Below are 13,205 nucleotides of genomic sequence, written 5' to 3'. Positions count from 1 at the left end.
TTAATTCACAGTATTTTTTTATTTCAATTCAGACGTAAATCTCTATCTATTTAATTCTTTTATAAGTGACTTTAATAAGTCTATATTTTTTAATCCCGGTTCGTCTTCAAATTTACTATTGACATCAATCCCCGCCAGCGGAAGCGTTGTTTTTTTAAGTTCGTTTACTGCTGGGATTTCGTCTAATCCTATGCCGCCACTTAACATAAAAGGCTTTTGCGAAGGATACTCATTGAGCACGCTCCAATCAAAGGTATAGCCATTGCCGCCTTTTTCTTTGCCTTTGGTGTCAAATAAAAATTTATCGACCACAGCTTCATAAGCTTCCAAAACTGAAAAGTCAAAGTGGTCTTTTATGCTGAAGACTTTCCAGAGTTCAACGTTTATATCTGTTTGAAGCGCTTTACAGTATTCCGGAGTTTCGCTTCCGTGCAATTGAATCACATCAAACTGAAATTGCTGGATTTTATCGAGTGCAAATTCAATGCTTGCATCTACAAAAACGCCCACTTTTTTAATTCCTTCCGGAAGGGTTTCAATAGCTGCTTGGTCGTAATTTCGTTTGCTTTTTTCAAAGAAGATAAAACCCAAATAATCTGGCTTGAGTTGGGCTACGTCAAGGGTGTTGTGTTTCATTCCACAAACCTTAAGGCATAGCTTATCGTACTTTTTATTATGGATTGTTTTAACCATTAATTTTATTACTTCCTATTCTGTTTTGTTCATTTCTTTTGCTCGACCAAAAGAAACGAACCAAAGAAAAGGACGCCTTTTGTTAGGAATTTTCCATAACCTTAGCCGGTTATGGAAACCATTTTATAAAATGGGCGCTGCGCTGTCTTTCCCATTTTATAAAGCCTATTCTGGAACAAAAGGAGGCTTCGCATTTATACTATTTAGTATTCATTTTAGTTTATATACTATTAAATAAGCTGTTTGATAAACTCAGTAGCGCTGGCGCCGGGATCATCGGTTTTCATAAAGTTCTCGCCAATGAGGAAGCCTTTATAGCCATACGGCTGTAAGGCTTTGATCGCTTTGATCGAACTGATGCCGCTTTCAGATACTTTTACAAAATCATCCGGGATTTCAGCCGATAGGCTTTTGCTAGTTTCGAGGCTCACTTCAAAAGTTTTCAGGTTGCGATTGTTTACGCCCAGCATATCTAAAGACGGCATAACGGACTTTTGCAATTCTTCCAGATTATGCACTTCAAGAAGCACATCAAGACCAAGCGATTTAGCAAATTCTGAAAGCGTTTTGATCTCATCTCGTGTGAGCACTGCGGCAATGAGCAAGATCACATCTGCGCCATATGCTTTCGCTTCCAAAATTTGATAGGTGTCGATAACAAATTCTTTGCGCAAAAGCGGTAATTGTGCTGCGGCGCGCGCCAGTAACAAATCGTCCAGCGAACCGCCAAAATATTTTCCATCAGTAAGTACGCTCATTCCACAAACTCCGGCTTGCTCGTAACCACTGGCTACATCTTGCACATTGAGGTTGTGATTGATCGTCGCTTTACTGGGCGACCGGCGTTTATGCTCTGCGATGATCCCTGAACCGCTTGTGCTCAAGGCTTGTGCAAGTGATGGTGATTTACGTTCAAAAAGCACCGACTGTTCCAATTGCTTCACCGGAATCAGCTGCTTGCGTAAGGCTACTTCTTTATATTTATCAGCGATTATTTTGTCTAGAATATTCATTTTATTTGCTGCTTAGGGCTATGAGTTTATTTAAGCGTTCGAGTCCTTTTCCGCTTAAAAGAGATTCTTTAGCAAGTTCAAAACCTGCTTTAGGCTCAAGGTTTTTAACGGTGGCAATGGCCATTCCTGCATTGGCGCAAACCACATTGTTTTGCGCTTCGGTGCCTTTACCACTGATCACTTTTTTAAAGATCGCCGCAGAAGATTCAATGGTGTCGCCACCATAAATATCTTCCTGTTTGATGGTATGAACCCCAAAATCTTCAGCAGTCAACATACGCTCGCTGTTGTTGCGAATGGCTTTGGTATTTCCGGTAAGGGAAATCTCGTCATAGCCATCTATACTGTGTAAAATGGTAAAGTTCTTTTTAGTATCCTGATACAGGTACCCATATAAACGGGCGAGTTCCAGATTGAAAACACCCACGAGTTGGTTCTCAGGAAACGCCGGATTCACCATAGGGCCCAGCATATTGAAAAAGGTTTTTACCCCAAGTTCGCGACGAATAGGGCCAACATTTTTCATCGCAGGGTGAAAGAGCGGTGCGTGCAGCACACAAATACCGGCTTCATCCAGACAACGCTTTAAAAAGTCGGCATCGTTGGTGAATTTTATTCCGAAGCTTTCCATAACGTTGCTGCTTCCGCTCACGGAAGAAACTCCGTAGTTTCCGTGCTTGGTTACGTTGATTCCTGCACCTGCTGCTACAAATGAGGAAAGCGTTGAGATGTTGAACGTGTTTTTACCATCACCACCGGTTCCACAGAGATCTATCGCGTTGTATCCGTCAAAGGGGACAGCAATGCACAAATCGAGCAACGCATCTCTAAAGCCGGCAAGTTCTTCAACAGTAATGCTGCGCATCATATACACGGTGATGAACGCCGCGATCTGACTGGTGTTGTATTTTCCTTCTGAAATATTGACCAAAACCTCGCGCGCCTCTTCTTTAGTCAGCTGCTCGTGGTTTATGAGTCGGTTTAATATTGTTTTCATTATTCGCTCTAAGTACTCCGTAGGGGAGCATTATTATTTATGTGAGATTTCCGTCTATACGGAAGCATTATTATTTTTGTGAGATTTCCGTCTTCATGGAAATGGACTACTTCTATTATTTTATAAGATTTCCGTCTTCACGGAAATAGAAAAACATTTAGCTATTTACCCAGTTTTTGATCATTGTCTTGCCTTCGGGAGTCAGTACCGATTCTGGATGAAATTGCACGCCGCGTACATCAAATTCTTTATGACGTAACGACATGATTTGACCATTTACGTCCACCGAAGTGATTTCTAAAGTTTCCGGGAAATTCTCAGGAGCAACGACCCACGAGTGGTATCTGCCAATTTCAAATTCCGTAGGAATATCTTTAAAAAGGGGCTCATCAGTCACCAGTTGTTTAGCCGAAGTGGCAACCCCGTGAAACACCTGATCTAAATTGATAAGCGTGCCACCAAAAACTTCACCAATGGCCTGCTGGCCTAAGCAAACGCCAAACATACTTTTAGTAGGCGCATAGGTTTTAATAATTTCCAGAAGCAGACCGGCTTCTTCGGGAATTCCCGGTCCCGGTGACAGCAGGATCTTATCAAAAGCAGCTACTTCTTCTAGTTGCAGTTGATCGTTACGTTTTACGGTGACTTCGCAGTCTAAATCTTCAAGATAGTGCACCAAATTGTACACAAAACTGTCGTAATTGTCTATGACTAAAACTCGTTTTTTCATGTTATAGTTCTTCAGCCAGTTTAAGGGCTTTGGTAAGGGCTCCTAATTTATTATATACTTCTTCTAATTCTTTTTCCGGTACGCTGTCACTTACGATTCCTGCTCCCGCTTGATAATGCAATTGGTGGTTTTTACTTAAAAAGGAACGGATGATGATCGCATGATTGAAGTTTCCGTTGAAATCCATAAACCCAATGGCACCTCCGTAGAAATCTCGGTTGATAGGTTCGTATTTTTCCAACAATTTCATCGCATTGTGTTTGGGCGCACCGCTTAAAGTTCCTGCCGGAAACGTGTCTGCCACAACCCGCATGGTTGAGGTATCAGGATGTTTAGTTCCTGTGACTTTACTCACCAAATGGATCACGTGCGAAAAAAATTGTACCTCGCGATAGGTTTCTACTTTTACGTTACTACCGTTGCGGCTCAGGTCGTTGCGGGCAAGATCTACGAGCATCACGTGCTCGCTGTTCTCTTTGGCATCTTCAGAAAGTTTTTTGGCCAAAGCGGCGTCTTTTTCATCATTTCCGGTACGTTTAAAGGTCCCGGCGATCGGGTGAATTTCGGCTTTGCCTTCTTTTACGATGAGCTGGGCTTCAGGCGAACTTCCGAAGATCTTAAAATTTCCGTAGTCAAAAAAGAACAGATACGGCGAAGGGTTGACGCTGCGTAAGCTTCGATACACGTTAAACTCGTCTCCGCTGAAGCCTTGTGAAAAGCGTTTAGATGGAACGATCTGAAATACATCTCCACGCTGGCAATGCTTCTTACAGGTTTTTACCAGCTCTATAAAAGCCTCGTCAGACATCTGCGATTGTTGCTCGCCTTCCAGCTTAAAATGATATTCGGCAAAACTTTTTACGGTAAGCAGTTGAGCGATCTGGTTAAGGTTGTTCTCTTCGTTATAGGTATGTGAAAAAATGTGCGCTTCGTTATTGAAGTGATTGATGGCGATGATGTTTTGGTAGACTGCATAATACAAGTCTGGCACATCAAGCTGCGCTTCTTTTTTGGTCACCTCAATATCCTCAAAATAGCGCACGGCATCGTAACTCATATAGCCGAAGAGTCCGTTTTGAATGAACTTCTGTTCGTTGTCTTCGGTTTCAAATTTTTTAGCAAAACCTTCAATGATGCCTACCACATCAGTAACATCTTCAATGGTCGTGATTGTGGTTGTCCCGTCAGGGAAAACTTCGGTGATCACTTCGTTTTTTACGGTGATCGAAGCGATAGGTTTGCAGCAGATATAGCTGAAGGTGTTGTCGTTAGCCCGGTAGTCGCTACTCTCAAGGAGTAAGCTGTTTGGGAACTTATCACGCAGACGCAGGTAAACCGACACCGGAGTGATGGTATCTGCAAGAATTTTTTTGCGGTGGGTTTTTAAGGTGTATTTCATTTTGGGTTGATAGGCTTATAAACAAAAAGACCTGTCGTGAGACAGGCCTTTTTTTATTTTGATATTAAATACAAGGTTGCTTCACGACGTTACTGTTGCGAGATCCACCACCAAGTATTTACTGTTTTGTTTTTCATAATGAGCCTCAAAGATACACATCGTTCAGAAAGAGACCAATAATTTTTTAAAATTACTTTGAAAAAATTATTCATTAGTCGAGTTGATGTTAGGTGAGATGCCGTTATAAGTAGATTAAAGATTTTATCAGAAATCGTGGTTGTTCATTTTCTTTGCTCGCGTGATTGTTATTTTACGGGAGCTCGTGAATCTCGTATCCTCGATTTGCTAATACTAATTCAACTAACATTATTACAAAGCACAACAGATGCATTCCTCTCCCTGCGGTCGTCGGATGCAGAAAAGAAAAGACACCCTCGCTTATGAATTTTTTGCCTTATCAGGCAAAAATCGCAAGAAGGCTCCTAAATTTCCTCCAAGGCTTCAAAAATTTTTAACGGAGCCATCTGGCTATACTGAAGAAAAAGAATCGAGGACTTTCGGGTAGGCTTATTAATTTTATTAAAGTAGTCTAGTCAGTTTGGGATACCATAAAAAAAAGCTGCCATTTTTAAAGGCAGCTTTCTAAATACTTGTGATGGACTATTAATTAGATAGACAAGTTGATATCTAAAGTAAAGTCGTCATAAATAGTTTTGTCTCCTAAATTGTCAAAGAAGCTTCCAGACCCATAACGTACGTTGTATTTACTGCGGTCTATGGTTAGGGTAGTGGTGAAGTTGTCACCGGCTTTTTCAAGATCAAAAGTGATAGGTTCAGTCGTTTCTTTAATGGTAAGGTCACCGGTTACTTTATAAGTGTTTCCGTTCTTTACTACATTAGTGATTACCAATTTAGCGGTTGGGTAGTTCTCAACACCAAAGAAGTCGTCACTTTTTAAGTGCCCTTCTAGTTGCCCTTTGCTGTCTCCTTCAAGGTCTGTACATTCGATGCTGTTCATATCGATCACAAATTCGCCTCCGGTAACAGCGTCGTCTTCCATTTCAAAGAAGCCTTCTTTAAGGTCGATGGTTCCCATGTGTTTTCCGGTTACTTTTTTGCCAACCCAAGTGATTGAACTGTCTTTTACGCTTACTTTTTCCATAATAGTTTTTGTTGTAAATGATGCAGCGGCAATGCCTACTGCTAAGATTAATACTGATTTAACGCGATTATTGCGGTTAAGTTGATTGAAGGCTTTTTTGGAAGCCAAGTTTAATTTTGCTAAGCTTTGATTAAGAGTGCTCATGAAATTCTGAATTTTTATTGTTGTATGGATTAAAATTGTATGTACAAATGTTTGTTTAAATTTTTTTAGAGGATCTCAAAAAGTTCTTCCTGCGGGCGTCTTACCTTAGCAGCGTGTTGTGTTGGGTCGTCAGCACTGCGATATCCTGCCGCTGCAACAACAACGCTATGTAAGTTGGTGTTAGCAAGTCCTAAAATTTTATCAAATGCGTCCGCATCAAAACCTTCCATCGGGCAGGTGTCGATCTGGTGGGCGGCAGCGGCACTTAATAAATTTCCAAGAGCGATGTAGGCTTGGCGGGCAGTCCAACCGGCTTTAGCTTCTTGTGGAAGATTTAAAAGGCTGTTTTTCATCAGATTTGCATAATCTTCTAAAGCGCCTGTTTCGACTTCTTTAATACGTGCTGCGTGGTTAATGTAACTGTCTACGAGTTCGGCTCCAAAATCAGTTTGATGTGCAAACACAAAAATGGCCGAAGCATCTGTGAATTGTGACTGGTTATAGCCGGCGACTTTCAACTGTTCTTTGATCTTTTCATCTTTGATCACAAGGATTTTGTACGGCTGTAAACCATAGGAAGAAGCAGAAAGTTGCACTGCATCTATAAGGGTTTGCAGTTGGTCTTCGCTTAACTTCTTGTTTGCGTCAAATTGCTTGGTGGCGTATCGCCAATTGAGGTGTTCAATATACTTACTCATCTTTTCTTAATTTATCTAATAAAGTATTTAAGGTTTCTAATTCTGATGTGGTTAAGGTCGCGGTGTTTTTAGCATTGGCTGCAGCGGTGAGCGGGTCTAAGTCTTGTAATAATTCCAAACCTGCAGCGGTGATTTCGATTTCTACTTTACGGCGGTTTGCAGGGCAGATGCGTCTGCTTACCAGCGCTTTTTTAATTAACTTATCAACCAAGCGGGTCGTATTGCTGCTTCGGTCTACCATACGTTCCTGAATGCAGGCCAGACTGGCAGGTTTTCCTTTCTGACCGCGTAAAATGCGTAGCACATTAAATTGAGGAGTACTCAAATCAAATTCCTTAAGAAGCGCAGCAAAATGTTCTTCCAGAAATCTGGAAGTGTATTGAATGTTAATCAAGGTTTTTGAGGACAAGTCTAAACCGTTTCCTATTTTTAATGTTTCTTCGATCTTCATTGTGTATCTACAATTGTTGTACGTACAAATGTATAATTATTTTTTGTTTAGATGGAAATGAGTCACTCGCTTTAACGGAATTTTAAGGTTTCTCAACGAAAATAAATTCAATACAACGCTGTAGATGTTATACAATTCCTAAAATCTGTTATCAAAATGTTGTATTCCTTAAATTTACCGCAAGCGTTTATTTGCGTTTTGTGGTTGCAATAAACACATGGGAATCGACGCTAGTTTAAAAAAAGGAACTATTGATTAGAAGATTACTCGGTTTAGGGATGTTGTGTGTGTTAATGGGGTGTGCTTCTAAAGCAGCTTCAATACAAGCCGCAAAACCTGTACGAATTGTTAACGCGGAAGGATACCAGTTACCCGTTTATGATTTTGAAGCCTTTAAACCGATGCTTGATTTTCCGGAAGGTGAGACGGTAAAAGTGATCAATTTTTGGGCGACCTGGTGTGCGCCCTGTGTGCAGGAACTGCCTGTATTTGAAAAGCTTCACGCAGCGTATCGCAAACAAGGTGTGGAAGTAACTTTGGTGAGTCTGGATTTTCCTGATCAAATTGAAGCGCGCTTGATTCCGTATATATTGAAAAACCAACTTGCCGCTCAGGTTTTACTGTTGGATGATCCTCATAGCAATGTCTGGATCCCACAGGTATCCGAGTCGTGGAGTGGTGCGATACCGGCCACCTTGTTGATCGCTGAAGATGCCTATAGATTTTATGAGCAATCCTTTGATTACCGCAGTCTGGAGCGCGAAGTACTTGCTTTAAACCCTAACTTGAATTCTAACTAATATGAAATCTTTAAAAGTCTTAATAGTACTTACGCTGGTCCTGGTCGTTTCTGCGCTGGGAATCGCCGGCTTTAATCAATTTAAATCGGGTTACGACATTGGTGATCATGCATCTGATTTTAGGTTGAAAGATGTGTCAGGCGAACTCATTTCGCTTTCTGATTTTGACGAAGCCAAAGGATTTATCGTTGTATTTACGTGCAATACATGTCCGTTTGCCATTGCCAATCAAGAGCGTATTCAGGCTTTAGATGCCACCTTTAAACCTAAAGGCTATCCCGTGATCGCGATCAACCCGAATAACCCTGCGGTGAAATCCGGCGAAAGTTATGCTGAAATGCAAAAAGTTGCTAAGGACTTGGGTGTTACATATCCATATCTGTATGACGCCAATCACGAGGTTTATGCCACATACGGGGCGACCAAAACACCACATGTTTATGTTCTTCAAAAGGAAGAAGATGCATTGATCGTGCGGTATATTGGGGCTGTCGATGACAGTGTGCGGGATGCCGCTTCTGTTACACAAGCCTTTGTGGCTGATGCTGTGGAAGCTTTGCTGAATGATACTTCGGTAACCCCTGAAACGACTAAGGCGATTGGTTGCGCTATTAAGGCATAATGCCGTTGGAAAAGCTTGAGCAATGCCTTATTTTTGATTTTTATACTAAAAAATTTACGATGAAAAATATAACTCAGGAAGAATGGGAAGCGCAAATCGCTGAAGATGATAATGCTTTTATTCTCGATGTACGTACACAAAATGAAGTAGATGAGGGCATCATCCCCAATTCACATCATATCGATATTTATGAAGGTCAAGGATTTATTGATAAAGTAAACGAACTTGACAAGTCGAAAAATTATTATATCTATTGTCGTTCCGGAAACCGAAGCGGGCAAGCAGCACAACTGATGGATCAGCTGGGCTTTGAAAATACCTACAATCTACTTGGAGGATTTATGGAGTGGGACGGAGAAACGACGTATCAGGAATAGGTCATTTCTGGTAGTGAGTCATCCTTAAATAGATTCAACTTTTTATAAATACCAAAAATCCTCGAAACTTCATTCGGGGATTTTTTTTATTTCAAATGTAGTATGGTCGTATAGTGGCTTTGCTCAATGATTTGATATGTTATGGGATTGGTGTGAAGGTTCTTTATTTATTGTTTCTGATTTTTGATTGATGATTTTTACTTTTCTTTAATTGATTGATTTCTATGTTACGGGAGCTCGTTAACCTCGGATCCTCGGTTTGAGTAATGTTTACTTTAAAATGTTGTTTATTCATTTTCTTTACTCGCATGATGATTATTTTGCGGGAGCTCGTAAATCTCCAAATGTCGGATTGAGTAATTTTACTTAGGTGTTATATTCTTTACTTTTCTTTACTCGCAAGATTTCTATTCCACGAGAGCTCGTGAATCTCCTAGCGTCGATTTGCCTATGCATTCCTCTCCCTGCGGTCGTCGGATGCAGGAGAAAAGTAACAAAAGAAAAGAGCCCCTCGTTTAGGAATTTTTCGCTTAGGCGAAAACCGTCTTGTTCGTTCCGCGTCGCTATCGTTCCTGTCCTTCGGAACGCCCTGCGTCTATTCTGAACCGAGGGATCTTGTTTTGTACTCCCCTTCGGGAATAGGTAATGTCACTTCGAGTGATTGAAAACCTGCGGTAGCAGGGATTCAATTATATCGAGAAGTCTTTGAGGTTATTTCTGTAGTTCTATATTCGCGTGACTTTTATTTTTAGGGAAGCTCGTTAACCTTGTATTCTCGGTTTAGCTCGCGTGGTTTTTATTTTTCGGGAGCTCGTGAACCTCCTAATCTCGGTTTGAGTAATGTTTTTTTTAAAATGTTGTTCATTCATTTTCTTTGCTTGTCCAAAGAAAACGAATCAAAAGAAAAGACACTTTTTCTTAGGTATTTTTGCCTTATCAGGCAAAATCGCAAAAAGGCTCCTAAATTTTCTCCAAGGCTTCAAAAATTCTGAACGGAGCCTTCTCGCTATACTGAAGAAAAAGAATTCTAAAGCATAGTATTCTTAGTTCGGATTTTCTGAAAAACACTATTATTTAGAATTGACGGTGATAAGCGGAAGTGCAACCCTAAATTTCTTGTAAGGTTTAAGAAATTTTTAACGGGATGCCCTTGCTATACTGACCAAAAGAAAGCTAGACCCTTCGGGTATCGATATTTAATACTGTAAACAGAAAACTGCAAACTGGCTGCTGCTATTGCCAACCGTTAATTTGTATTTATAATTTCGTATTTCTGATTTCCGTTTCTTATCGGGTGTATATTTAGATTTTATAATCCAAAACGATAAACTCATCGTCGTGTACTGTCTTTTGCTTTAAGAGTTGGAGATGAGAACATATGTAGAATTGCCAAGCAGATGTGATTTCTCCCGCTGGTCGAAATGACTGGGTGTTGTATTTTGTATTTCTACATTTGTATTTTGAATTTCAGGTTAGGTTAATTCCGTAAATTTTAAAGCCTTGAAGCTGTTGTCGATAACGTTTTTCTTCTGACTTTGAGCGATTTTTCTTAATTTTTGTTTAAAATTAAATACTAAATTACCCTTGTTTAACTGGTAGATTTACTTATTTTCGCCAACCTAGATGTTAGAAAATCCCCTAAATTTTGTAACGCTAAAAGAAACGATTTGCATGAATTGGTACGTGTTATACGTTAAACCACAAACAGAAAAAAAAGTGGCTTCGGCGCTTGAAAAAATAGGGGTTGAAGTCTTTTGTCCTACACTGGAAGAGGTGCGTGTTTGGAGTGATCGTAAGAAAAAAATACGTGTTCCGCTTTTTAAATCCTATGTTTTTGTTCGTTTAAATTCCACGGATCGCCAGCAGGTGTTTGCGGTGCATGGAGTCGTGCGTTATTTGTTTTGGTTAGGGAAGCCCGCCATTGTGCGCAATGAAGAGATCGCAGCCATTCAAAACTGGCTGTCTGATGATGCAGTGACTGAGGTGCGTGTACGCGCCTACCAGCCCGGAACCGAAGTAAAAATTGCCAGTGGTCATTTTAAAGGACAAAAAGGTGTGGTGCAGGAGGTGGGACGTAAAAAGTTAAAAATGGCCATTAAAAGTTTGGGTGTCATTGTGGAGGCCCGTTTAAAAGATTTGGTCAATTAAATACGATATAGCGCTGCGAACCGTTAGCGCGTATAGCCTCCTTTTTAGGGAGGTCTTTTTATGAGTACCGCTAAAGCTTTTAGTGCTTGGTAGCGTTGCTTAATAAAGTTTGTTGTTGAGGCAGGTTGCTTTTCATTAGAAAAATGGGAGTGACGCGGCGGAGCCATGGAATTCACCAAACTTTAGCGTTAAGCTTGTTGTCTATAGGTTGACTTTTTCTCTGATTGTCTGAGGTGTTCTACTTAGAAGATTAGAGAGAAAAGAATATAGACTTAAAGGCAAGAAATATTTGAATAAAAAAAATTGAAGAAGTTCTAAACGAGAGCATGGGTAGGGTGAATAAATTGGTGTTGGTCTTGATCCTTTTTGGTGGTTTTGCGATTATGCAGGCACAGGAGCAAGCGCAAGAGCTTGATGGGCTGCAGTTGTCGATCAGCGGGCGTGGACTTGCGGCAACCGGATCGGAAAATCCGTTCTGGATGTACAGCAACCAATATGGGCGACTGGATGCAGAGACTAGTGTTTTGGGATTAGCGCAGGTGGCCTATGCGACTCGCTTTAACGAAAACAATCGTCTTGAAATTGGCGGGGGGCTTTTGGCTAATGACGGAATCTATGATGGGGTTAAGGCCGATGAGCTTTATGCTACCTACACCTGGAAGTGGATAGAAGCCAATGCGGGGTTAAAACACCGGGAGCGTAAACTCAACGGAATCTCGAGCGTAGATGGCGATATTGTATGGAGTAATAATGCAAGGGCTTTGCCCGGGGTCTATATCCGTATGTTGAAACCCTTAAAAGTATTCAAATGGTTGGAGGCCTCGGCAACCTTTGGGCATTACTTTTTAGAAGAAGATCGTTATGTGCGAAATGCGCAAGTGCACCATAAGAGCCTAGAGCTGGCCTTGGTATTCAGTCCCGGAGACCGCCTGAGTGGAAGTATGAAGCATTATGTGCAATTCGGTGGGACCTCACCGGTGTATGGGGAACAACCTGATGCCTTTTCAGATTATGTACGTGTTTTTTTTGGAAGTTCTGGAGGGGCCGAGGCGAGTGGAGGTGATCAAATCAACAGTTTAGGAAATGGTTTGGGTTCGTATGAACTCGCGTATGAATTTACTCGCCCAACCTACTATCTGAAACTCTATCATCAAAATCTTTTTGAAGATGCCTCGGGGATCGAGTTGAATAATTTTCCCGATGGGGTGTGGGGGGCTTATTTAGAACCCGAAGGCATTTCTTGGTTGGATGCAATAGACCTGGAATATGTACAAACCGTATCGCAAAGCGGCCGACCGGTTGCTGGAATTTATGGAAAAGAAGGAGATCGATATTTCTACAACTTTACCTATAGATCGGGCTGGACGTATGACCGCAGGGTGATAGGTTTGCCTTTTATTTTACCGGGAGCTTATGATGCTGAAAATTATAACGACCGTAGTTATGTGGTGCACTTAGGAGCAACCGGAAGTTATGGGAATTGGCAGTACCGCGGAAAAATCAGTTATGCGACCAATTTAGGAACGTATAATTTTCCGTACAACTCCCGTGAACACGCGCTTTACAGTTACGGGGAGTTGCGTTATACTACCACTTTTGGCGTTTTTACCGGAACTTTAGGCCTCGATTGGAGTGACCGAACGCAGAACACCCTAGGTGTGGGCTTGGGGTATCAGTATCGATTTAAACTGTGAACGATTTCCTTTTATAAAAGGATGTAAACTAATATTATGGAGGTTTCCGCCTTCGCGGAAATAGACAACTATAGGTTCGACGTGTGAGGTTTCCGCCTTCGCGGAAACAGTCAAAATAATGTTTTTTCGCCTTCGCGGAAACGGACAAAATAATTTTTTCCCGCCGGAGTTTATTCTGAGCGATAGTCGAAGGGCGGAAATAGACAAATAAAGTTTAAAGTACGAGATTCCCTTCTGCAAGGGAATGGAAAATAAAGTTTAAAAATTAAAGATTCCC

13 protein-coding genes are annotated in these 13,205 nt (G+C 41.1%); 5 read left to right on the top strand and 8 right to left on the bottom strand.

The genetic code is table 11. The annotated features are described in order from the left end of the window. Nucleotides 1-42: 42 nt before the first annotated feature. The 8 genes from HCN54_RS10685 to HCN54_RS10650 all read right to left on the bottom strand — a co-directional run bounded on the left by HCN54_RS10685 (nucleotide 43) and on the right by HCN54_RS10650 (nucleotide 7,287). Nucleotides 43-636, bottom strand: a complete 594-nt coding sequence (locus HCN54_RS10685) for a phosphoribosylanthranilate isomerase (RefSeq protein WP_167597795.1) — start codon at nucleotides 634-636, stop codon at nucleotides 43-45. A 287-nt stretch (nucleotides 637-923) separates the two neighbouring features. After that, nucleotides 924-1,706, bottom strand: a complete 783-nt coding sequence (gene trpC, locus HCN54_RS10680) for an indole-3-glycerol phosphate synthase TrpC (protein WP_167597794.1) — start codon at nucleotides 1,704-1,706, stop codon at nucleotides 924-926. Between the two features lies 1 nt (nucleotide 1,707). Then, a complete protein-coding gene (gene trpD / locus HCN54_RS10675; protein WP_167597793.1) occupies nucleotides 1,708-2,703 on the bottom strand; it encodes an anthranilate phosphoribosyltransferase in 996 nt (331 codons plus the stop codon). Nucleotides 2,704-2,860: 157 nt separating this feature from the next. Beyond that, complete coding sequence (locus HCN54_RS10670) at nucleotides 2,861-3,433, bottom strand: anthranilate synthase component II (protein ID WP_167597792.1); 573 nt, start codon at nucleotides 3,431-3,433, stop codon at nucleotides 2,861-2,863. 1 nt (nucleotide 3,434) lies between these two features. Continuing rightward, a complete protein-coding gene (locus tag HCN54_RS10665; RefSeq protein ID WP_167597791.1) occupies nucleotides 3,435-4,832 on the bottom strand; it encodes an anthranilate synthase component I family protein in 1,398 nt (465 codons plus the stop codon). A 667-nt stretch (nucleotides 4,833-5,499) separates the two neighbouring features. After that, entirely contained in the window at nucleotides 5,500-6,138 is a 639-nt protein-coding gene (locus HCN54_RS10660) for a YceI family protein (RefSeq protein ID WP_167597790.1), read from the bottom strand. 65 nt (nucleotides 6,139-6,203) lie between these two features. Continuing rightward, on the bottom strand, nucleotides 6,204-6,836 hold the full coding sequence (locus HCN54_RS10655) for an NAD(P)H-dependent oxidoreductase (protein ID WP_167597789.1): 633 nt from the start codon (nucleotides 6,834-6,836) through the stop codon (nucleotides 6,204-6,206). Beyond that, the gene (locus HCN54_RS10650; RefSeq protein ID WP_167597788.1) at nucleotides 6,829-7,287 is read right to left on the bottom strand and encodes a MarR family winged helix-turn-helix transcriptional regulator; all 459 of its coding nucleotides are present in this window, start codon (nucleotides 7,285-7,287) and stop codon (nucleotides 6,829-6,831) included. The genes HCN54_RS10655 and HCN54_RS10650 overlap by 8 nt, the downstream gene beginning before the upstream one ends. Nucleotides 7,288-7,538: 251 nt before the next feature. On the opposite strand from HCN54_RS10650, the gene HCN54_RS10645 reads away from it, so the two are divergent. From HCN54_RS10645 to HCN54_RS10625, 5 genes are all read left to right on the top strand, one after another. Then, the gene (locus HCN54_RS10645) at nucleotides 7,539-8,087 is read left to right on the top strand and encodes a TlpA family protein disulfide reductase (RefSeq protein ID WP_240924864.1); all 549 of its coding nucleotides are present in this window, start codon (nucleotides 7,539-7,541) and stop codon (nucleotides 8,085-8,087) included. Nucleotide 8,088: 1 nt separating this feature from the next. After that, the gene (locus HCN54_RS10640) at nucleotides 8,089-8,709 is read left to right on the top strand and encodes a thioredoxin family protein (RefSeq protein WP_167597787.1); all 621 of its coding nucleotides are present in this window, start codon (nucleotides 8,089-8,091) and stop codon (nucleotides 8,707-8,709) included. Between the two features lie 59 nt (nucleotides 8,710-8,768). Next, complete coding sequence (locus HCN54_RS10635; RefSeq protein ID WP_072980491.1) at nucleotides 8,769-9,086, top strand: rhodanese-like domain-containing protein; 318 nt, start codon at nucleotides 8,769-8,771, stop codon at nucleotides 9,084-9,086. A gap of 1,671 nt (nucleotides 9,087-10,757) precedes the next feature. After that, on the top strand, nucleotides 10,758-11,234 hold the full coding sequence (locus HCN54_RS10630) for a UpxY family transcription antiterminator (protein WP_167597786.1): 477 nt from the start codon (nucleotides 10,758-10,760) through the stop codon (nucleotides 11,232-11,234). Nucleotides 11,235-11,560: 326 nt separating this feature from the next. After that, on the top strand, nucleotides 11,561-12,928 hold the full coding sequence (locus HCN54_RS10625) for a capsule assembly Wzi family protein (RefSeq protein ID WP_167597785.1): 1,368 nt from the start codon (nucleotides 11,561-11,563) through the stop codon (nucleotides 12,926-12,928). Nucleotides 12,929-13,205 lie beyond the last annotated feature (277 nt).

Source organism: Leeuwenhoekiella sp. ZYFB001 (assembly GCF_011784865.1).
In the GTDB taxonomy this organism is placed as follows: Bacteria; Bacteroidota; Bacteroidia; order Flavobacteriales; family Flavobacteriaceae; genus Leeuwenhoekiella; species Leeuwenhoekiella palythoae.
This window is presented reverse-complemented; position numbering and strand designations above follow the sequence as displayed.